Genomic DNA, 20,367 nt, shown 5'->3' with positions numbered 1-20,367 from the left:
GGCGGGGCGCGCGCCCCCCCCCCCCCGGGGCCGCCCCGCGGCCCCCGCGGGGCGCGCGCGCGCCCCGCGCGGCGGCGCGGGGGGGGGGGGGGCCCCCCCCCCCCCCCCCACGGCCGCGGCCGGTGGAGCGGTGGGGACGGTCACCGTGGTTGTCGCGGCCGGTTTCGACGGTTCGGGCGAACCGCTCGTGTCCGAGCATCCCGAAATCAGTAGCAGCGCGACACCGATCGTCGCGAGAGCCTCACGCCTCATCTGCGCGAGGGTACCGGTTCAGAGGTACGTGTCCCGCGCGAGGTCGTACGCGAGCGCCTTGGCGACCTGCACCGCGTCGTCCTCGTCCAGCCGGTGCTGTACGACGAGGTTCGCCAGGTACCCCGCGTCGATGCGGCGGGCCAGGTCGTGCCGGGCCGGGATCGACAGGTACGCACGGGTGTCGTCGACGAAGCCCGACATGTTGTAGAAGCCCGCCGTCTCGGTGACGAGCTCACGGAAGCGGCGCATGCCGTCCGGGCTGTCGAGGAACCACCACGGCGCACCGAGCCGCACCGCCGGGTACACACCGGCCAGCGGCGCGAGCTCCCGCGAGTACACGGTCTCGTCGACGGTGAACAGCACCAGGCGGAACCCGTCCGCATGACCGAACCGCTCGAGCAGCGGCCGCAGCGACCGGGTGAACTCGGTCGCGACCGGGATGTCGTGCCCCTGGTCCGGACCGTACGTCGCGAAGATCGCCGGATCGTGGTCGCGCAGGACGCCCGGGTGCAGCTGCATCACGAGCCCGTCCTCGGCCGACATCACCGCAGACTGGTAGAGCATGTGACCCGCGAACGCCTCCGCGTCCCCGGCGGTCACGTCACCCTTCAACGCACCGGCGTAGATGCGCGCCGCCTCCGCGTCCGACAGCGGTACGGCGGCGGCGCTGAGGTGACCGTGGTCGGTGGCGCGGGCGCCTGCCGCGACGAAGGCCTGCCTGCGCTGCCGGAGTGCTTCGAGATAGCCGTCGTACGTCGAGGTGTCGACGTCGGCGAGCGCGCCGAGCTGGGTGATCAGTGCGGGCCAGCCGTCGCGGTCGACGTGCGCGATCGCGTCCGGCCGGAAGGTCGGGACGACCCGGCCGGGCAGGTCCGCCGCGAGCTTCGCGTGCTGGGCGAGGTCGTCGGTGGCCGCGTCGGTCGTCGAGATCAGCTCGATGTTGAAGCGGTCGAGCAGCGCCCGCGGCCGGAACTCCGGCTCCGCGATCCGGGCCGAGATCTGGTCGTACAGCTCGTCGGCGGTCTCGGCCGACGGGTGCACGGTGAGTCCGAGCACCTCGGCGAACTCGTGCTCCAGCCAGTACCGGCTCGGGGTGCCGAGGAACAGGTGCCAGTTCGCGCAGAACTCGCGCCAGATCTCCCGCGGTTCGGCGGTCTGCTTGCCGTCGCGGCGGGGGAGGCCGAGCTTGTCGGGGGAGACGCCCTGGGAGACCAGCATCCGGGTCACGTAGTGGTCCGGAACGACCAGCAGCTCGGCCGGGTCGCCGAACGGGGCGTCGGTCGCGAACAGCCCGATGTCGACGTGACCGTGCAGGCAGAGCAGCGGCAGGTCCTTCGTCGAGGCATGGATCCGGCGCGCGACGTCACGTGCTGCGCCGGCCGGCAGGGCGCGGTCCGGATGAGGCTGCAGGGCCTTCGGCATGAATCCTCCGATGGATGGGCTGAAACGACGCTGCAAAGGATTGCAGTCCGCGCTTGTCAGCACAAGGGACCGTCCACGGGGCGACCGCTTGACACAAACTGCAACCGATTGCAGACTCGTCGCGACCCTCTCGAGGAGAGGCCCTCTCAAGGAGATGACTGTGGCGGCGACGATCCGGGACGTGGCACGGCTGGCCGGCGTATCGCCGTCCACGGTGTCGCGGGCGTTGTCCCTGCCCGGCATGGTGAACGCGGCGACCCGCGCCCGGGTGGCCGCCGCGGTCGAGCAACTCGGGTACGAACCGAACCGCGCCGCCCGCGGCCTGATCACCGGCCGGACCGGCACCATCGGACTGGTCGTCCCCGATCTCGCCAACCCGTTCTTCGCGAGCCTGACCAAAGGCGTGCAGGCCCGTGCCCGCCGGCACGACGTCGCGGTGTTCGTCGCGGACACCGACGAGGACCCGGCGGCCGAGGCCGGACTGGTCCGGGCGCTGTCCAAGCAGGTCGACGGTGTCGTGCTCTGCTCGCCGCGCGCCAGCGACGAGGAGCTGACCGCGATCGCGCAGGACACCACGGTCGTCCTGGTCAACCGCGCCGCTGCCGGGATCCCCGGGGTCACCTACGACAACGAGGACGGCATGCGGCAGGCCGTGGCCCATCTGGTTGCCCTCGGCCACCGTCGGATCGCCTGGGTCGGCGGACCGGCCACCTCCTGGTCGACCCAGCACCGCGGCCTCGGGCTGCGGAACGCCGTCGAGGAACTGCGTGCCGAGCTCGCACCGGTCGGCAACTTCGCGCCGACGTACGAGGGTGGAATGGCCGCCGCGGATCAGGTCATCGCGACCGGTGCGACCGCGGTGGTGTCCTACAACGACCTGGTCGCGATCGGGCTGCTGGCCCGGCTGCACGGGCGCGGCATCTCGGTGCCCGGCGACCTGAGCGTGGTCGGGGTCGACGACATCGCGATGTCGCGGATGGCGCGGCCGGCGCTGACCACGGTCCGGCTGCCGAAGCAGGAAGCCGGCCGGATCGCGGTCGAGCTGCTGCTGGCGATGCTCGACGAGCCCGACAGCGCTGACAGTGCGGTTCTTACGCAGGGGGAACTCCACGGGGAACTGATCGTCCGGGAATCGACCGGACCTGCACCACGCAACTAAGAGAACTGAACACTCCACCGGTGATCAACCCGGCCAGCTTCAACGCAGTGCCGGGCCCGCCTTGATCCAAGGAGAGACACCCGATGCACTTGCAGCGGAAGATGATCGCGACGCTGGGCCTCGGTGCCCTGCTGGTCGCGTGCGGCGCTCCGACGCCGAACAAACCCGCCACCGACAGCGGTGGCGACGTACCCGACAAGCCGGCCAAGGCGGTGACGCTGAACATCCTCGACGTGGCCGGGAACCTGCAGCTGACGCAGGGGATGATCGACGCCTTCGTCCAGCAGCACCAGGACGTGATCTCGAAGGTCACCTACTCGAAGGGACCGGCACCCGAGCTGGCCGGCAAGATCAAGGCCCAGCAGGACGCGAACCGGGTCGACATCGATCTCGTTCTCACCGGCACCGACGGACTCGCGGCCGGTCGTGAACAGGGCCTGTGGACCGACCTGCTGACGAAGTACTCCGAGCGGCTGCCCGGCATGAAGGACTACCTGCCGCCCGCGGCGAAGATGCAGGAGCTGGCCGGTAAGGAGGGCGTGACGGTCACCTACTACCCGTCCGGCCCGTTGCTCGAGTACATGCCGTCCAAGGTCCCGACCCCGCCGAAGTCGGCCGAGGACCTGTTGGCGTACGCGAAGGCCAACAAGGGCAAGGTCATGTACGCCCGGCCCGCGAACTCCGGTCCCGGCCGGACGTTCCTGATGGGGCTGCCGTACATCCTCGGCGACAAGGACCCGAAGGACCCGGTGAACGGCTGGGACAAGACCTGGGCCTATCTCAAGGAACTCAACCAGTACGTCGACTTCTACCCGTCCGGCACCTCCGACACGATGAAGGCGCTGGCCAACGGCTCGGCCAACATCATCGCGAGTACGACGGGCTGGGACATCAACCCGCGCGTCCTCGGCACGGTCCCGAAGGAGGCCGCGATCACGCCGATGACCGGGTTCCACTGGGTCACCGACGCGCACTACGCCGTCGTACCGAAGGGTGTGTCGACCGACAAGCAGGCGGCGATCCTGCAGCTGCTGCAGTTCATGCTGACGCCCGAGCAGCAGGCGAAGGCTTACGACAAGGGCTACTTCTACCCGGGCCCGGCGATCAAGGGCGTCGAGCTGTCGCAGGCACCGCAGGAGAGCCAGGACGCGATCAAGGAGTTCGGCCGGCCGGAGTACGACAAGCTGATCGCCGACAACCCGACCGAGGTACCGCTGGACGCGAAGGCGCTGGTGGCAGCCTTCGACAAGTGGGACCGCGAGGTCGGCGGCAGCAAGGTGAAGGGCCAGTGAGCGGGTTCGACCAGCTCCGGCTCGACGGTGTCACCCGCCGGTTCGGTACGGCGGACGCGCCGGCGGCGTTGTCGGGGCTCGACCTGACGATCGAGCGGGGCGAGTTCATCGCCCTGCTCGGCCCGTCGGGCTGCGGCAAGTCGACCGCACTGAACTGTCTCGCCGGCCTGCTGCCGCTCACCGCGGGGTCGATCTGGCTGGACGACCAGCAGATCGACACGTTGCCGCCGGAGAAGCGCGGCTTCGGGATGGTGTTCCAGAACTACGCGCTCTTCCCGCACCTGACCGTCCGCGACAACATCGCCTTCGGGCTGCGGATGCGCAACCTCCCGAAGGCCGACGTACGGCGGCGGATCGGCGAGGCGATCGAGATGGTGCAGCTGGCCGAACACGCGAGCAAGCTGCCCGGCCAGTTGTCCGGTGGTCAGCAGCAACGCGTGGCGATCGCCCGCGCGACCGTGCTCGAGCCTTCGCTGGTGCTGATGGACGAGCCGCTCAGCAACCTGGACGCCAAGCTCCGCCTGGAAATGCGCACCGAGATCCGCCGGCTGCACCAGTCGCTCGGGCTCACGACCGTGTACGTGACGCACGACCAGGAAGAGGCGCTCAGCATGGCCGACCGCCTGGTCGTCATGCGGCAAGGCAAGGTCCAGCAGATCGGTACGCCGGAGGAGGTGCACACCAGGCCGTCGACCTGGCACGTCGCCGACTTCATGGGCTATCGCAACCTGCTGCCCCTGAAGGCGTCCGCGATGAACGGCGACCAGGTGACCGTCGACCTCGGCGGTACGGCGATCCGCGGCGCGGCGCAAGGTGCCGTCGCGCCGGGGGACGACGTGATCGCGGCCGTGCGTCCCGAGGACGTGAAACTCGGGGACCAGGGCATGAAGGGTCTCGTCGAGGTCGTCGAGTACCAAGGCCGCGAGCGCGCGGTCGAGGTCGTGCTGGACGGCGAGATCCGGATCCACCTGCGGACCGAGCAGCGGGTCGAGCCGGGGGAGCAGGTGGCCCTGTCGGTCACGCCCGGACGGCTCCTGGTGTACCCGTCATGAGCGCGACCTGGCAGCACCGGCTCGCCGAGCGCGGCGTGGACCGGCGGTTGTGGTTGTTGCTCCCGGCCACGATCTTCGTCCTGCTGCTGTTCGTCTATCCGTTCCTCTACGGGCTCAGCCTGTCGTTCCAGCCGATGAAGGGCGGCGGCGTGCTGGCCAACTACACCAAGTTCTTCGGCGACGCGTACCAGCGCGACACGATCATGACCACGCTGAAGATCGCCCTGCCCGCGGCGTTGCTGAACGTGCTGGCCGCCGTACCGATTGCCTTCCGCCTGCGCGGCCGGTTCCGCGGCAAGCGGCTGCTGACCACGATCCTCGTCGTCCCGATCACGCTCGGGACCGTGCTCACCGCGCAGGGCCTTCTGAACTACCTCGGCCCGACCGGGTGGTTCAACCGCTTCCTGCGTGCGCTGCATCTGGTCGACGACCCGATCCGGTTGACCAACAACTACTGGGGCGTGTTCTTCTCGCTCGTGATCACCGGGTTCCCGTTCGCGTTCTTGCTGGTGCTGTCGTACTTGAGCGGCATCGACCCGACGCTGGAGCGGGCTGCGGCCACGCTTGGTGCGTCGCGGGCGCAGCGGTTCCGGCGGATCACGCTGCCGTTGCTCGCGCCCGGGCTGGCGACGACGTTCCTGCTCACCTTCGTGCTCGCGTTCTCGGTGTTTCCGTCCGCGGTTCTGGTCGGTAATCCGGCCGGATCCACGCGAGTGATCTCGCTGGCGGCGTACCAGGCGGCGTACGAGCAGTACGACTACTCGTATGCGTCCGCGATCGCGATGGTGATGGGTGCGGTCGAGCTGATCGTGGTGGCGATCGTGTTGATCTGGCGGTCCCGGCTCTACACCGGTTCGACGGGAGGCAAGGGATGAGACTGCGGACAACCCCGTTGGGGTGGGTCATCTGGGCCGTCGTGGTGTTCTTCTTCGTCAACCTGGCCGGCGTCGTGTTCTCGGTGCTGGTCAGCTCGTTCGGCACGCAGTGGTTCGACACCTGGCTCCCGAGCGGCTTCACCACCAAGTGGTACGGCGACGCGTGGCACGAGTTCACGCTGCTCCACGTCATCCTCGTGACGCTGCTCGTATCGGCGCTGGTCGTCGTCCTGTCGGTCCTCGTCGGCGCGCCCGCGGCGTACGTGCTGGCGCGGAAGAACTTCCCGGGCAAGCGGCTGGTGTACCTGACGTTCCTGCTGCCGATCCTGATGCCGCCGATCACGTACGGCATCCCGCTCGCGACCGTGCTGTACAAGTTCGGCTTCGCGGGGCACCTGTCCGGCGTCGTGCTGGCGAACCTGGTGCCGTCGGTGCCGTTCGTGATCCTGACGATGACGCCGTTCATCGAGCAGGTCGACCCGCGGGTCGAGGACGCGGCCCGGATGCTCGGGGCCGGCACCCGCGCGGTGTTCCTGAAGATCCTCGCGCCGCTGCTCGTCCCCGGGCTGCTGGCGTCGGGGATCCTGGTGCTGGTCCGGACCGTCGGCATGTTCGAGCTGACGTTCCTGACCGCCGGTCCGGATTCCCAGACGCTCGTCGTCGCGCTCTACTACTCGATGTCCGCGGCCGGAATCCGGGCGCAGCAGTCCGTGGACGCGATGGCGATCATGTACACGGCGATGATGCTGGTACTGCTGGTGGTGGCGCTGCGGTTCGTCAACCCGACGCAACTGGTCGCCCGTGTGAAGGAAGAACCATCCGAATGAGAGGTGTTCTGGTTTGAGCAGGCTGAGTCTCACCAATCTCCCCGTCGCACCGGCGGTGGACCCGCGCGCGGTGTCGGTCGGCATCGTGCATCTCGGGATCGGTGCCTTCCACCGCGCCCACCAGGCCGTCGTCACCGAGCGGGCGGCGGTCGAAACCGGCGACACCCGCTGGGGGATCACCGGGGTGAGCCAGCGCTCCACCACGGTCCGCGACCAGCTCGCCCCGCAGGACGGTCTGTACTCCGTCCTCGAGCGCGGGCTCGGCGCGCCGACGGTCCAGGTGATCGGCAGCGTCCGCGAGGTGCTGACCGTTCCCGAGGACCCGGAGGCGGTGGTCGCCCGGATCGCGGACCCGGCGGTGTCGGTCGTGACACTGACCGTCACCGAGAAGGGCTACCGCGCGACCGGGACCGGGCTGAACCTGGACGACCCGGAGATCCAGGCCGACCTGACCGGTCGCCCGCCGCGGACCGTGGTCGGCCAGCTGGCCGCCGCGATCGCGCGCCGCGACGAGCCGCTGACGATCGTGTCCTGCGACAACCTGGTCGCCAACGGACCGTTCCTGCGCAAGCTGGTGACCGACTACTTCGACGCCCTCGGCAAGGTGCCGGAGGTCTTCGAGGCGACCCGGTTCCCGGCCAGCATGGTGGACCGGATCGTGCCCGCCACGACCGAGGCGGACCGCGAGGAGGCCGCCCGCCTGCTCGGCGTCCGCGACGAGGCCGTGGTGGTCGCCGAGCCGTTCCTCCAGTGGGTGATCGAGAACGACTTCGCCGGCGACCGGCCGGCCTGGGAGCGCGGCGGTGCGGTCCTCACCGCGGACGTCGCGCCGTGGGAGCAGGCCAAACTGCGGATGCTCAACGCGACCCACTCGATGCTCGCGTACCTCGGGGCACTGCGTGGCTACGAGACGATCGCCGAAACAGTCCGGGACGAGGAGCTCGGTGGGCTCGCGCGGCGGTTGATGACCGACGACGTCGTACCGACCCTGACGCCGCCCGACGGGCTGGACCTGGCGGCGTACGGCGCGACCGTGCTGGAGCGGTTCGCGAACCCGGCGCTCAAGCACAAGACCGTGCAGGTCGCGATGGACGGCTCGGTCAAGCTGCCGGTCCGGATGCTCGGCACGGTCAGCGACCGACTGGCGGCCGGCGCCGAGCCGCGGATGATCTCCCTCGCGGTCGCCGCCTGGATGGTCTACGTCCTCCGTACGCCGGACCTCGACGACCCGCAGGCGGACCGGCTGAAGGCCGCGGTCGCCGGTGTCTCGGAGCCCGCCAAGGTGGTCGATGCCCTGCTCGGGGTGGACTCCGTGTTCACGCCGGACCTGCGCGACTCAGCCGTGTTCCGCGAGCTGCTGGTCGAGCACGTCAGCGCACTAACGGCAGGATCGTGAGTACGCCGGTCACGTCGTCGAGCACCGTCCTGCCGAGCGTGAACGTGCTCGCGGTGTCCTGACCGGTCGTCCGCCACTGCTGCGCGGTGTACCACTTGCCGGCCTTCTGGAACCGCTGGGCGGTCAGGCTGTCCAGGATGTAGACGTTGTTGTTCAGCGTGACCTCGCCCGCCGGGATCACCGCACCGGAGTTCTGCACCAAACCGGTCGCGGTGGTCCCGCCGCGCATCGTCACCTGGTTGCCGGAGACAACGATGTCGCGGAGCACGTTGGTTCCCCACGGGCCCGAGCCGCGGGTCCGGGACTGGATCGCGATGCCGTTCACGTTGTTCGCCACCACGTTGTCGCGGACCTGCACGCCGCGGGACGTGTTGACGTTGATCCCGCCGCCGTCCCACAGCGACGTACCGGAGCCGCGGCCGGTGCCGAAGCCGTTGCCGCTGACCGTGTTGTTCGCGATCAGGCCGTTGCGGCCGATCTCGTAGCGGATCCCGTCGGCCGCGTTGTCGACGATCTGGTTGTCGCTGAACGTCCGGTTGTCGTCGTACGCGTCGCTCCACAGCCCGATGCCCACGTTGTCCTCGATCAGGTTGCCGCTCACCCGGCCGCCGCTCGACCAGGTCGTCTTCACACCGCCGGACTCCCAGTCGGCGATCCAGAACCCGTCGGTGTTGTTGCCGCTCACCTCGTTGGCCGTGATCGAGCCGTTCAGCGTGCTGTACTGCCCGACGCCGAGCTGGCCGTTGTCGTGGATCCGGTTCTGCTCCAGCACCGCGCCGTCCGCGTTCACCAGCATCGCGCCGACCGCGTGGTTCCAGCGGATGTCGTTGGCGACCACGTGCCAGCCCAGCCCGAGCACGACCGCGCCGGCCTGCGGCGGCGTGGCGAAGTGCTCCACGGTCAGCCCGCGCACCGTCACGCCGGTGCCGCCGGGTTCGATCGCGGTGGGTGTACTGGACATCTCGATCGTGCGGCCGACGGGAGAGTCGCCGAGGTAGATCGCGTTCGCCGCGTAGTCGGCGTAGAAGGTGCCGGGGGCAACCTTGTCGCGGGACGCGACCCGCGTCAGGTGCTTGCCGTCGCGGAACACCTGCTCCCGGAGATAACAGATGTTCGCCTTGTTGTCCTCACACTGCCCGGTCTGCGCGTACGCCGGCGGCAGCGCGCCCGTGGTCGTCCACGCACCGTTCGAGGCGGTCCACCGGGTCAGCCGGACCGACCCCGTGAGTACGGCGCCCTTGTCGCTGGCGAGCACCTGGTTGGACTTCGGGTGGATGGTCTCGCTGATCCGGTGCAGGCCGGAGGCGAAGCAGAACGTCGTACCGGTGGGCCACTTGGCGACGACCGCCGCGGCGTTGTCGGTGGTCCGGATGGTGACGCCGCTGCACGCCGGCGCGAGCGCGGGACCGGTCCGGAGCGTCCCGTCGGCAGGCGGTGCGGCGACCGCGTGCGTCGGCACGATGCTGTAGGCAATCAAGCTTGCAAATACCAGAAGTGCAGTCTTCATAGCGGAGCCTCCGGTGGCACAGGTAGACCTGGGCGCACCCCCCATGGCGCGGCTTCGCTTCGTACGTTACCTCTACGCCACGTAGTCATGGCAATACGTAGCGCACAAATATGTTGCGAAGAGCAAGCGATGAGCTTGCGAGACCGATCAGTCCGAGAAGAGGGTCCCGATCGCGTCCAGACCGGCCGAGCGCCACCCGGCCGCCGTCAGCTTGGTGCCGAAGCGCGAGAAGCGCTGCGTGCCGAGATCGTCGAGGACGTACTTGTTGCCGCTGAAAACGACCTCGCCGGCCGGGACCTCGGCGCCGGAGTTCTGCACCATGCCGGTCGCCTGGGTGCCGCTGGTCATCTCGATGGTGTTCTCGCTGACCTGCACGTCGCGCAGCAGGTACGTGCCCCACGGGCCGGTGCCGCGGGTCCGCGACTGGATCGTCACGCCGTTCACGTTGCCCGACACCTTGTTGCCCTTGATCGTGACGCCGGACGACGTGTTCACGTTGATCCCGCCGCCGTCCCACAGCGACGTACCGGAGCCGCGGCCGGTGCCGAAGCCGTTGCCGGTGACCGTGTTGCCCTCGATGGTGCCGTTCCGGCTGATCTCGTACCGGATGCCGTCCGCGGCGTTGCCGACGATCTGGTTGCCGGTGATCACGCGACCGTCGTCCGCGACGTCGGCCCACATCCCGATGCCCTTGTTGGACTTGATCACGTTGCCGCTGACCGTGCCCGAGGAACGGGTGGACTTGATGCCGCCGGACTCCCAGTCGGCGATCCAGAAGCCGTCGGTGTTGTTCGAGCTGATCACGTTGCGGGTGACGGCCGCCGCGGCCGAGCTGTACTGCCCGAGGCCGAGCTGGCCGTTGTGGTGGATCAGGTTCTTGTCCACCTTCGTGCTGTTCGCGTTCACCAGCATCACGCCGACCGCGTGGTTCCAGCGGACGTCGTTCGCGGTCACCTTCCAGCCCGGGCCGGACACCAGCGCGCCGGCCTGCGGTGCGCTGGCGAAATGCTCGATGGTCAGGCCGCGGACGACCACACCGCTCGCGCCGGACTCGATCGCGGTCGCCGTCTTCGACATCTCGACGTCGTGCCCGGTCGGGTTGCTGCCGAGATAGATCGTGTCGGCCGCGTAGTCGGCGTAGAACGTGCCGGCCTTTACCGCGGACGCGCTCGCGACCCGGGTCAGGTGCGCGTCGTCGAGGAAGAGCTGCTCGCGCAGGTAGCAGATGTTCGCCGCGTTGTCCTCGCACTCACCACTCTTGCCGTACGCCGCCGGCAGCGCGCCCCGCAGTACCCAACGGGACCCCGACGCCGTCCACCCGGTCAGCGGAACCGACCCGGTGAGTACGGCGCGCTGCGCACTCGCGAGCACCTGGTTGGCCTTCGGGCGGATCGTGCTGCTGACGCGGTGCAGTCCCGCTGCGAAACAGAACGTCGTACCGGCCGGCTTGGAGTTCACGATCGACTGCGCGTCCTGGCCGGGCTTGATCACCACGCCGCTGCACGAACCCGCGACGGCCGGACCGGCCTCGTCGGAGCTGACCGACGGCGGCTTCGGGAGGACGGGCTCGACCGGCTTGGTCGGGGTCGCCGGCGTGCTCGGCTTCTTGGTGGGGTGGACCGGGGTGCCGGGCTTCTTCGGCGTCGCGGTGGTGTTCGAGGGCGCCGTGGTCTTCGGCTGGGACTTGCCGGGTGGCGTCGCGCTCGGGGCCTTGCCGGGCCGGTGCGACGGCAGCGCGCGGGCCGCGGCCTGTTCGGCGTCCGGTCCCTTGGCCGCGGTCGTCGCCTTGTTCTCGTTCGCGACCACCGGAACGGCGACCGCGACGACGGCCAGCCCCGCAGCGCCGAGCGCTGCGAACCACGACTTCCTCAATGCACTCTCCTGGGAGCGGGGAGGACCAGGTGTAGCCATTGCGAGACTTAAGGTAGTGCCATGCGGGTCGCAATGCTGCACAACCGTTACCGGACCGGTCAACCCAGCGGCGAGAACACCGTTGTCGCCCAAACGATTGATTTGTTGCGTAACTCAGGACATGAGATCGACCTTTACGCGCGAAACAGTGACGATATCGCTGGATTGAGCCGAAAAGATCGCGCGCTGTTACCGTTCCGCTCCGTTTGGTCATTCTCGGCGGAACGCGATTTAACACAGCTATTGCAGGCGCAACGGCCCGACGTGGTGCATGTGCACAACACGTTCCCGCTGTTCAGTGCCTCGGTGCTGCGGGCGGCGTACCGGCTGGACCTGCCGGTGGTGGCGACGCTGCACAACTTCCGGCTGCTCTGTGCGAACGCGGTTTTGCAGCGCGACGGGCGGCCGTGCGAGTCGTGCATCGGCAAGCTCCCGCTCGCGGCTGTGCGGCACGGTTGCTACCGCGAGTCGCGCGTCCAGACGCTGCCGCTGGCGACGAGCATCGGCGTACACAACACCCTTCATACGTGGGAGCGGTACGTCGATACGTTCGTCGTACCGTCGGCGTTCGTGCGCGATCGGTACGTCGCGGCGGGGTTCGACCCGGAGCGGTTCGTGGTGAAGCCGCACGCCGTACCGCACTCGGGGGAGACCCGCAGTGGCGCGGGCGACGGCGTGGTGTTCCTCGGGCGGTTGGAAGAGGACAAGGGGTTCGCCGACCTGCTGCAGGCGTGGGACTCGTCGCTCGGGCGGCTGGTCGTCGTCGGCGACGGCTCGCTGCGGGCGGCGGCCGAGGAGCGGGCCCGGACGGACGCCTCGGTTCAGGTGCTCGGTCAACTGCCGTGGGCGGCCGGGATGGATGTCCTGCGATCCGCGCGCGTCGCCGTCGTACCGGCCCGTTCGTATGAGAGCTTCGGACTCGTGGTGGTCGAGGCCTTCGCGCACGGGGTCCCGGTGGTCGCGTCCAGGCTCGGGGCGCTCGCGGAGCTCGTCGACGACGGCGAGACCGGGGCGCTGACCGCGCCTGGCGATCCGGAGGAATTGCGGAAGGCGATCGGGTTGGTGGCTGATCCCGTGACTTCGATAGCCTTCGGCGAACGAGCCCGACAGGTCTACCTGAAGCGCTTCACCCCGGAGCGTGACGTGCAGGCCACCGAAAGGATCTACACCGATGCGATCGCCCGGCACGCCACCCGCGGCCGGCCGCGCGCGGGACGTTGGGCGGGCCGTGCCCGGCAGGTATAAAGTCGCGGCGGACGCAGGGGGCGGCGTTCCGTCGGAGGGAATCCAGGAGTGCGCTGTGGGGGATGGCAGTTTGCCGCGGATCGGGTGCGTGGCGGGGGTCTTCGACCTGTTCCACGTCGGTCATGTCGACGTGCTCGAGCGCGCCCGTCGGCACTGTGACCGGCTGGTGGTGGCCGTGTTGTCCGACGATTGGGCGCTGAACGCGTGGGGCGGGCGGCCGTTCGTGCCGTTGCCCGAGCGCGTACAGATCATCGAGCACCTGCGCTGCGTCGACGAGGTCGTTGCCGTGGACGACGTTCGGCCCGAGTGGCTGACCGGCGTACTCGGGGTGCGGACCGTGTTCGCCGCGAGCGCCGCGGACGGTGTCCTGAGCGTGACCGAGCTCGACGGGATCCCGGCCGAGCTGATCACCGTCCTGCCCGCGGGGCGCGAGTCCACGAGTCCGATCCTGCGCGCCGCGATCGATCAGCGGCAGTCGCGCCGGTCGGTCGCATGACGACGCTGCGGGAGACGGTCGCGCAGCTCTCCCAGGCGCAGAAGCCGTCCGCCGGTACGCCGGCGTACTCGCGGTTCGTGAACCGGCGGATCGGGCGGGTGTTCGCGGCGGCCGCGTTCCTCGGCGGCCGGACGCCGAACCAGGTGAGCCTGGCCAGCGGCTTCTGCTCGCTGATCGGGATCGTGCTGGTGGCAACGTTCCGGCCGTCGTTCGGGCTCGCGCTGGCGGTGACCGTGCTGCTCGTGCTCGGGTACGGGCTGGACTCGGCAGACGGGCAGCTGGCCCGGTTGCGGGGCGGCGGCTCACCGCTCGGCGAGTGGCTCGACCACATGATCGACGCGGTGAAGATCGTGCTGCTGCATAGCGCCGTTCTGATCTCGTTCTACCGGTTCGATGCCTTTGACAACGACCTGGTGCTGCTCGTACCGCTCGCGTACGTGTGCATGTCGTCGGTGCTGTTCTTCGGGCTGATTCTGATCGACCAGCTGCGCCGGCGGCACGGTGCGGCCGCGCAGCCCAACGAGCGTGGCGATTCCGTGGTCAAGTCGTTGCTGATCGCACCGACCGACTACGGCGTACTCTGCCTGGTGTTCCTGACCTTCGGCGTCCCGTCGGTGTTCGTCGCGCTGTACGGCGTCCTGCTCGCGCTGAACCTGCTGTTCCTCGCCGCCGCGGTCGCGAAGTGGTACCGCGAGATGGCGACGCTGGGGGTGCGGGCCTGATGGCGGTCGTCGGGTACGCGCCCGGGGTGTACGACATGTTCCACATCGGGCACCTGAACATCCTGCGCCGCGCCCGCGAGCACTGCGACCACCTGATCGCCGGCGTCGTCGAGGACGACGTGGTGGCCCGGATCAAGGGCCGCCCGCCCGTGGTGCCGCACCAGGAGCGGATGGACGTGATCCGGGCGCTCGACCTCGTCGACGAGGTGGTCAGCGACTGGTCCAGCGACAAGTTCGAGATGTGGCAACAGCTCCGGTACGACGTTCTTTTCAAGGGCGACGACTGGAAGGGAACCGAGAAGGGGACCAGACTGGAGAGGCTGTTGGGTGAAGTCGGCGCACAGGTGCACTACTTCCCGTACACCGCCTCCACCTCGAGCACCGATCTGCGCAGGCTTCTGGAGGGGATGAACTGATGCCTGGCCGGCCGAAGGTACTGCTCAGCGCCTACGCCTGCCGGCCGACCGGCGGGTCGGAGCCCGGCGCCGGATGGGCGTGGGCGAAGGCCGCGGCGCGCGATCACGACGTCTGGTTGCTGACCCGCGGCAAGTTCGTGCACGAGATCCACGAGGAACTCGCGGTCCGGCCGGTGCCCGGGCTGACCGTCGTACCGCTGGAGATGCCGCGCTGGATCCTGCGGCTGCGGCGGCGACCGTCGGACGTGTACTGGTACTACCCGTTGTGGCAGGGGCTGGCCCAGCGGACGGCACGGCGGTTGCATGCGGAGCACAACTTCGACGTGATCCACCATCTGACGTTCGCGGTGGACTGGATGGGCGCCGGGGTGGTCGAGGAGTCCTCGGCGAAGGTGATCTGGGGTCCGGTCGGCGGGTCCACCGACGCGCCGCTGGCGATGGCCCATTGGCTCGGTCCGCAGGGCGTCATGGGGGAGTTGGCACGCCGCGCGTACACCGGACTGCGGCGCCGCGTGACCGGACGCCGGATGGCCCGGACCGCGGACCTCATGGTTGCGCAGAACAACGACGTCGCCGACGCGTTCCGCCCGTACGCCCGAGAGATCGTCGTCCAGCCGAACGTCGCGATCCGGCGCTTCACCGCGTCCGGTCCGTACGAGCCGTTCGGTGCTCCGGGCATCAAGACCGCGCTGTTCGTCGGCCGGTTGATCCCGTGGAAGGGCGTGCTGCTGGCGATCAGCGCACTGGCCCGCCCGGAGGCCGCGAACTGGGAGCTCCGGATCATCGGCGACGGACCGGACTGGGGCCGCGCCGAGCGACTGGCGTGGGAGCTGGGGGTCCGGGATCGGGTCGAGTTCATGGGTGCTTTGCCGCGGGAGGAAGTACTCGCCGCGATGTTCCGCGCCGACGCGCTACTGGCCCCCGCCTTCCGCGAGGCAGCCGGCTGGGCCGTCACCGAGGCACTGGCCTCCGGCTGCCCGGTCGTCTGCGTCGACCGCGGCGGGCCTGCGGTCATCGTCGGCCCCGACGAGGGCGTCACGGTCCCGTGGAAGGGCGACGTAGTCGGCGACCTGGCCCGCGGCCTCGCCTCCCTCCACACCCGAATCACCCCCGTAGACCGCTGGGGCCCCGACCGCCTCCCCGACCTCCTAACCACCTGGTACACCCCAGCCCGAGTCCCCCACCCCTAACCCGACGCCCGCGCCCCGCGGCCCCACCGCCCCGCCTTACCCGTAGCCGCCCGCCCACAGCCCGCCGCACCGCATCGCCCGCCGCACCGCACCGCACCGCCCGTGGCGCCCGTGGCGCCTGCCGTCCCGTTGGCCCCACCTGCTGCGCCGGCGCCAACCGGTCTTGCCTGACCGACGAGGGGTTATCCGTGGGTGTTGGGGGTTCTGCGTTGGTGTGGGAGCAGAGAACCCCTGACGCGACGGGTTAACCCCTCGCGAGGGTGAGGAAGTACCGTGTCCGCTGCGCGCCGCCGCACCCGCCTCCTGCCGGCCGCCGTACTACCGGCCCTCGCGCGATCTGCCGCTCCCGCCTACTGTTGCCGCCCGTCGGCCCCCCGCTGTCCCCGGTGCGGCCGCCGCGCCTGCCGTCCCGCCGCGCCTGCCGTCCCGCCGGCCCACCCGCTGCACCGGCTCAGCCGCGCCGATGTCTGACCCCACGCGAAGGGTTATCCGTGGGTGTTGGGGGTTCTTCGTTGGTACACCAGGACAGAACCCCCGACACGAAGGGATAACCCCTCGCGGGGTTGTCCACAGGGGCGGGGATTGGGTGGGGCGAAGCGGGCGTGGGTGAGGGAGGGTTGGGGAGTGCATGGACGACTCGGACTGATTGCGGAAGCTCAAGGTGGTGTGTTCAGCCGCCGCCAGGCGATGGCGAGCGGCTTTACGCCTGACCAGATCGTTGCGCTCCTCCGGGACGGTCGGTGGGAGCGGATCCGGCGCGGGCAGTACGTCGAGAAGACCGACCTCCGCGCACTGGAAGTCTGGGCCCGAGCCAGGTTGCTGCACCGCCGGAAGGTCCACGCTGCGATGAACTCGCTGCGATCAGGTTCGGTGGCCGTGAGCCACCAGTCGGCGTTGACGTTGCACGGCCTGCCGATCTGGGGGCTGGATCTCAGCCGGGTACATGTGAGCCGGGTGCACGGGCGGTCGGGCGGCGTCGTCGCCGGCGTACAGCATCATCTTGGCGCGTTGACTCCGCAAGACCTGACCGTGATCGAGGGACGGTTGACGACCACGGCGAGCAGGGCGGCCTTCGAGACCGCGTGTACGACATCCTTCGAGGTGGCTGTCGTTGGAGTTGACGCGGTACTCCGAGCGGGTGGTCTTGGTACGGCGGAGATGCAGCGTCTGCTCGAGCCGACCGAGTTCTGGCCCGGGAGTGCGGTGGCGCGAGCGGCTTTGCGCTTCGGTGATGGGCGCTCGGAATCCGTCGGCGAGTCGCGGATGCGTGTGTGGCTGCACGAGTACGGGTTTCCCGCGCCGGTGTTGCAGGCCGAGTTCCGCGATCGGGCCGGTCTGATCGGGCGCGTGGACTTCCACTTCCCGGGGTACGGCGTCGTGCTCGAGTTCGACGGTTTGCTGAAGTACGCCGAAGGCTCGCCCGACGTACTCATCCACGAGAAGCGCCGCGAGGACAGGCTCCGCGCCCTCGGCCTGACCGTGGTCCGAGCCGGCTGGTCGCACCTCGACGACCCCGACCACCTAGCAGAAACCCTGCACAACACCTTCGCCCGATCCCGCCGCACCGCCTGACCGCCTGACCGGGCTGCCTTCGAGGGGTTATCCGCTGGTGTGGGGGCTTATCTGTCGGTATACGGACGAAGAACCCCCGACGCGAAGGGTTAACCCCTCGCGGGAGAGGCGGGAGGAGGGGCGGAGGCGGGAGACGAGGCGGGGAGGTGAATGAGGCGCGGACCTGGGGCGGGGGCGGAGGCGCGGGTGGGAAAGGTGGCCGAGGCGCGGGGCGGGGCGAGGGCGGGTGCGGGTGCGGGTGCGGGGAGGGGTTAGTCGCGGGTGGTTTTGCCGGGGAGGGCGAGCATGCGGTCCAGGGCCAGCTTGGCGTGCTTCTCGGTGTCGGCGTCTACGTGGATGGGGTTGACGACGTGGCCGGCTACCAGGTTTTCGAGGGTCCAGACGAAGTGGGGGAGGTCGATGCGGTTCATCGTGGCGCAGTAGCAGACCGTTTTGTCGAGGAAGACGATGTTCTTGTCGGTGTGCTGCTTCGCGAGGCGCTGGACGAGGTTGAGTTCGGTGCCGACGGCCCACGACGTGCCGGGTTCGGCGGTTTCGAGGGTCTGGATGATGTATTCCGTCGAGCCCACCAGATCTGCCTTCGTGACGACCTCGTGGCGGCACTCGGGGTGCACGATGACGTTGACCCCGGGGACCCGCGCGCGGACGTCGTCGACGGATTCGGCGGTGAAGCGGCCGTGGACCGAGCAGTGGCCGCGCCACAGGATCATCTTGGCCGCGGCGAGCTGTTCGCGGGTCAGTCCACCGTCCGGCTTGTGCGGGTCGTACACCACGCAGTCCTCGAGTGACAGACCCATCTGCAGTACGGCGGTGTTCCGCCCGAGGTGCTGGTCGGGGAGGAAGAGCACCTTCTCGCCCTGTTCGAACGCCCAACCGAGCGCGGTCTCGGCGTTGCTCGACGTACACACGACGCCGCCGTTGCGGCCGCAGAACGCCTTGATGTCCGCGCTCGAGTTCATGTAGGTGACCGGCACCGTGACGTCCGCGACGCCGGCGTCGGCGAGCGCGTCCCAGGCGGCCTCGACCTGCTGGATGCGGGCCATGTCGGCCATCGAGCACCCGGCGGCGAGGTCCGGCAGGATCACGGTCTGGCCGTCGTTGGTGAGGATGTCGGCGGACTCGGCCATGAAGTGCACACCGCAGAAGACGATGTACGGCGCGTCGGGCCGGTTGGCCGCGTCGCGGGCGAGTTTGAACGAGTCACCGGTGACGTCCGCGAACTGGATCACCTCGTCGCGCTGGTAGTGGTGCCCGAGCACGAACACCTGATCGCCCAGCGTCTGCTTCGCCTTCAGCGCCCGCTCGACCAGGTCCGGGTCGGAGGCCGGCGGGAGGGCGCCCGGGCACTCGACGCCGCGCTCGGAGTGCGGGTCGGTGTTCTGCCCGAGGAAGAGCAACGGAAGGGACTTCGAGCCGTCTGCGATCGTCGTCACGTCAGATATCGTGCCACGCCCGCTGCCCGGTCTCGCGTGGCACCCGTCACTGCTCAGAGTGTGAAATCAGTACGCTGCTGCTGTGCAGAACGCAGTCCGCTCGGAGGGGACGATCGCGGGGCTGGTGCTCGCCGCGGGTGCCGGGCGCCGGATGGGACGGCCGAAGGCGCTGATCCGCGACGCCGACGGGGTCGCGTGGGTGGTCCGTACGGCGCGGTTGCTGATCGAGGCGGGTTGCTCGCCGGTCGTGGTGGTCGTCGGAGCCGCCGCCGATGACGTGCGCGCCGAGCTGTCCCCAGAGCCGGTCATCATCGTCGAGGCGACCGATTGGGTCGAGGGCATGGGGGCCTCCCTTCGAACCGGTCTGACCTTCCTGCGCACGACCGGGGCCGAGGCCGTCTCGGTGGTGACGGTGGATGTGCCAGGTCTGACAGCCGAGGTTGTACGGCGGGTCGGCGCGCTGGCGGAGAGTGGCGTTCTGGCCCGGGCGACGTACGGCGGGCGGGTCGGGCATCCGGTGCTGATCGGGAGGGAGCATTGGGACGGCGTGATCGCGTCCGCGCGCGCCGACGAGGGGGCTCGGCCGTACCTGCGGGCCCGTGCCGTCGTGAGGGTCGAATGCGATGACCTCGCGGACGGAGTGGACGTGGATACAGTCGACGACCTGCCGCCGGGCCATGGGTGAGGGTTGGCAGCGCGGCTGAGTAGGTGAATGCTGAAGGAGTGAATGCCGTCGGCTCGGCGGCGGAGCTCGCCGAGTGTCTACGGACGACCGGGTACCTCGCCGGAGAAGGCTTGGCCACGGTCGGGTATCTCGCGCTCGCCCTGCACCGCCCGCTGCTGCTCGAAGGCGAACCGGGCACCGGCAAGACCTCGCTCGCCGCGGCGCTGGCCGAGGCTCTCGATCTGCAGCTGATCCGGCTGCAATGTTACGAGGGCATCGACGCCTCCCAGGCGCTCTACGACTGGGACTTCCCGCGCCAGATCCTGCACCTGCGCACCGTGGAGGCGACGACGTCCGACGCGGCCGTCGAAGAGGTGGAGAAGAGCCTGTTCGACGAGCGTTTCCTGCTCTCCCGCCCGGTACTGCGGGCCCTCCGCGAGAGCCCCGCCGTACTGCTCGTCGACGAGATCGACCGGGCCGACGACGAGTTCGAGGCGTTCCTGCTCGAGGTGCTGTCGACGTACGAGGTGACGATTCCGGAGCTCGGCACGATCACCGCCGAGGTGCCGCCGATCGTCGTCCTGACCTCGAACCGCACCCGCGAGGTGCACGACGCGCTCAAGCGGCGCTGCCTCTACCACTGGATCGACCACCCGGGGCTGGCCCGGGAGGTCGAGATCGTTCGCACCCGGCTGCCCGAGGTCTCGGCCCGGCTCGCCGAGCAGGTCGCGCGTTCGGTGCAGCGGATGCGCGAGCTCGACCTGCTCAAGCCGCCGGGAGTCGCCGAGACCCTCGACTGGGCCCGGGCGCTCGGCGCGCTCGGCACCGACATCCTGGACGTCGAGACCGCGGCCGCGACCCTCGGCGCGGTCCTGAAGTACCGCGAGGACACCGACCGGGTCCGCGAGTCCCTCGACCGACTCCTGGCGAGCTGAC

At 69.6% G+C, this 20,367-nt stretch carries 18 protein-coding genes; 14 read left to right on the top strand and 4 right to left on the bottom strand.

The features are described from left to right. Positions 1-270 precede the first annotated feature (270 nt). Positions 271-1,674, bottom strand: coding sequence for a glucuronate isomerase (gene uxaC / locus ACWGID_RS34130; protein WP_452203460.1), 1,404 nt, complete (start codon positions 1,672-1,674; stop codon positions 271-273). Between the two features lie 160 nt (positions 1,675-1,834). Here uxaC and ACWGID_RS34125 point away from each other — a divergent pair, with 160 nt between their 5' ends. The 6 genes from ACWGID_RS34125 (at position 1,835) to ACWGID_RS34100 (ending at position 8,275) form a co-directional block, all read left to right on the top strand. After that, positions 1,835-2,833: a LacI family DNA-binding transcriptional regulator gene (locus tag ACWGID_RS34125; protein WP_452203459.1), complete on the top strand. Its 999-nt coding sequence runs from the start codon at positions 1,835-1,837 to the stop codon at positions 2,831-2,833. Between the two features lie 83 nt (positions 2,834-2,916). Further along, positions 2,917-4,125 carry an ABC transporter substrate-binding protein gene (locus tag ACWGID_RS34120; RefSeq protein WP_452203458.1) on the top strand — a complete coding sequence of 403 codons (1,209 nt, stop codon included), beginning with the start codon at positions 2,917-2,919 and terminating at the stop codon, positions 4,123-4,125. After that, the gene (locus ACWGID_RS34115; protein WP_452203457.1) at positions 4,122-5,177 is read left to right on the top strand and encodes an ABC transporter ATP-binding protein; all 1,056 of its coding nucleotides are present in this window, start codon (positions 4,122-4,124) and stop codon (positions 5,175-5,177) included. The genes ACWGID_RS34120 and ACWGID_RS34115 overlap by 4 nt, the downstream gene beginning before the upstream one ends. Next, on the top strand, positions 5,174-6,052 hold the full coding sequence (locus ACWGID_RS34110; RefSeq protein ID WP_452203456.1) for an ABC transporter permease: 879 nt from the start codon (positions 5,174-5,176) through the stop codon (positions 6,050-6,052). Before ACWGID_RS34115 ends, ACWGID_RS34110 begins: the two co-directional genes overlap by 4 nt. Continuing rightward, positions 6,049-6,879: an ABC transporter permease gene (locus ACWGID_RS34105; protein ID WP_452203455.1), complete on the top strand. Its 831-nt coding sequence runs from the start codon at positions 6,049-6,051 to the stop codon at positions 6,877-6,879. The genes ACWGID_RS34110 and ACWGID_RS34105 overlap by 4 nt, the downstream gene beginning before the upstream one ends. A 13-nt stretch (positions 6,880-6,892) precedes the next feature. Next, complete coding sequence (locus ACWGID_RS34100) at positions 6,893-8,275, top strand: mannitol dehydrogenase family protein (RefSeq protein ID WP_452203454.1); 1,383 nt, start codon at positions 6,893-6,895, stop codon at positions 8,273-8,275. Here ACWGID_RS34100 and ACWGID_RS34095 read toward each other — a convergent pair. Then, positions 8,250-9,782: a right-handed parallel beta-helix repeat-containing protein gene (locus tag ACWGID_RS34095; protein WP_452203453.1), complete on the bottom strand. Its 1,533-nt coding sequence runs from the start codon at positions 9,780-9,782 to the stop codon at positions 8,250-8,252. The two genes, ACWGID_RS34100 and ACWGID_RS34095, sit on opposite strands and share 26 nt — an antisense overlap. A gap of 147 nt (positions 9,783-9,929) precedes the next feature. Further along, positions 9,930-11,654 (bottom strand): right-handed parallel beta-helix repeat-containing protein, encoded by a 1,725-nt coding sequence (locus ACWGID_RS34090; protein WP_452203452.1) that lies wholly within the window; start codon positions 11,652-11,654, stop codon positions 9,930-9,932. A 60-nt stretch (positions 11,655-11,714) separates the two neighbouring features. Here ACWGID_RS34090 and ACWGID_RS34085 point away from each other — a divergent pair, with 60 nt between their 5' ends. The 6 genes from ACWGID_RS34085 (at position 11,715) to ACWGID_RS34060 (ending at position 17,334) form a co-directional block, all read left to right on the top strand. Beyond that, positions 11,715-12,938, top strand: a complete 1,224-nt coding sequence (locus tag ACWGID_RS34085; protein ID WP_452203451.1) for a glycosyltransferase — start codon at positions 11,715-11,717, stop codon at positions 12,936-12,938. A 55-nt stretch (positions 12,939-12,993) separates the two neighbouring features. Further along, entirely contained in the window at positions 12,994-13,434 is a 441-nt protein-coding gene (locus ACWGID_RS34080; RefSeq protein ID WP_452203450.1) for an adenylyltransferase/cytidyltransferase family protein, read from the top strand. Next, complete coding sequence (locus tag ACWGID_RS34075) at positions 13,431-14,156, top strand: CDP-alcohol phosphatidyltransferase family protein (protein WP_452203449.1); 726 nt, start codon at positions 13,431-13,433, stop codon at positions 14,154-14,156. The genes ACWGID_RS34080 and ACWGID_RS34075 overlap by 4 nt, the downstream gene beginning before the upstream one ends. After that, the gene (locus ACWGID_RS34070) at positions 14,156-14,572 is read left to right on the top strand and encodes an adenylyltransferase/cytidyltransferase family protein (protein WP_452203448.1); all 417 of its coding nucleotides are present in this window, start codon (positions 14,156-14,158) and stop codon (positions 14,570-14,572) included. The genes ACWGID_RS34075 and ACWGID_RS34070 overlap by 1 nt, the downstream gene beginning before the upstream one ends. Beyond that, positions 14,572-15,762: a glycosyltransferase family 4 protein gene (locus ACWGID_RS34065; protein ID WP_452203447.1), complete on the top strand. Its 1,191-nt coding sequence runs from the start codon at positions 14,572-14,574 to the stop codon at positions 15,760-15,762. The genes ACWGID_RS34070 and ACWGID_RS34065 overlap by 1 nt, the downstream gene beginning before the upstream one ends. Positions 15,763-16,257: 495 nt before the next feature. Then, complete coding sequence (locus tag ACWGID_RS34060) at positions 16,258-17,334, top strand: type IV toxin-antitoxin system AbiEi family antitoxin domain-containing protein (RefSeq protein ID WP_452203446.1); 1,077 nt, start codon at positions 16,258-16,260, stop codon at positions 17,332-17,334. Positions 17,335-17,585: 251 nt separating this feature from the next. Here the strand turns inward: ACWGID_RS34060 and nadA are convergent, their stop codons facing one another. Further along, complete coding sequence (gene nadA, locus ACWGID_RS34055) at positions 17,586-18,767, bottom strand: quinolinate synthase NadA (RefSeq protein ID WP_452203445.1); 1,182 nt, start codon at positions 18,765-18,767, stop codon at positions 17,586-17,588. 82 nt (positions 18,768-18,849) lie between these two features. Between nadA and ACWGID_RS34050 the strand changes: the two genes are divergently transcribed. Further along, positions 18,850-19,452 (top strand): nucleotidyltransferase family protein, encoded by a 603-nt coding sequence (locus ACWGID_RS34050; RefSeq protein ID WP_452203444.1) that lies wholly within the window; start codon positions 18,850-18,852, stop codon positions 19,450-19,452. A gap of 38 nt (positions 19,453-19,490) precedes the next feature. Beyond that, entirely contained in the window at positions 19,491-20,366 is an 876-nt protein-coding gene (locus tag ACWGID_RS34045; RefSeq protein ID WP_452203443.1) for an AAA family ATPase, read from the top strand. Position 20,367 lies beyond the last annotated feature (1 nt).

It is taken from the genome of Kribbella sp. NPDC054772 (assembly GCF_053611945.1).
The sequence above is the reverse complement of the archived record's forward strand: the minus strand, read 5'-3'. Positions and strand labels throughout refer to the sequence as shown.

Coding starts and splice junctions, on each gene's coding strand:
- uxaC (WP_452203460.1), bottom strand. CDS start 1,674: ATGCCGAAGGCCCTGCAGCCTCATCCGGACCGCGCCCTGCCGGCCGGC.
- ACWGID_RS34120 (WP_452203458.1), top strand. CDS start 2,917: ATGCACTTGCAGCGGAAGATGATCGCGACGCTGGGCCTCGGTGCCCTG.
- ACWGID_RS34110 (WP_452203456.1), top strand. CDS start 5,174: ATGAGCGCGACCTGGCAGCACCGGCTCGCCGAGCGCGGCGTGGACCGG.
- ACWGID_RS34105 (WP_452203455.1), top strand. CDS start 6,049: ATGAGACTGCGGACAACCCCGTTGGGGTGGGTCATCTGGGCCGTCGTG.
- ACWGID_RS34095 (WP_452203453.1), bottom strand. CDS start 9,782: ATGAAGACTGCACTTCTGGTATTTGCAAGCTTGATTGCCTACAGCATC.
- ACWGID_RS34085 (WP_452203451.1), top strand. CDS start 11,715: ATGCGGGTCGCAATGCTGCACAACCGTTACCGGACCGGTCAACCCAGC.
- ACWGID_RS34075 (WP_452203449.1), top strand. CDS start 13,431: ATGACGACGCTGCGGGAGACGGTCGCGCAGCTCTCCCAGGCGCAGAAG.
- ACWGID_RS34070 (WP_452203448.1), top strand. CDS start 14,156: ATGGCGGTCGTCGGGTACGCGCCCGGGGTGTACGACATGTTCCACATC.
- ACWGID_RS34065 (WP_452203447.1), top strand. CDS start 14,572: ATGCCTGGCCGGCCGAAGGTACTGCTCAGCGCCTACGCCTGCCGGCCG.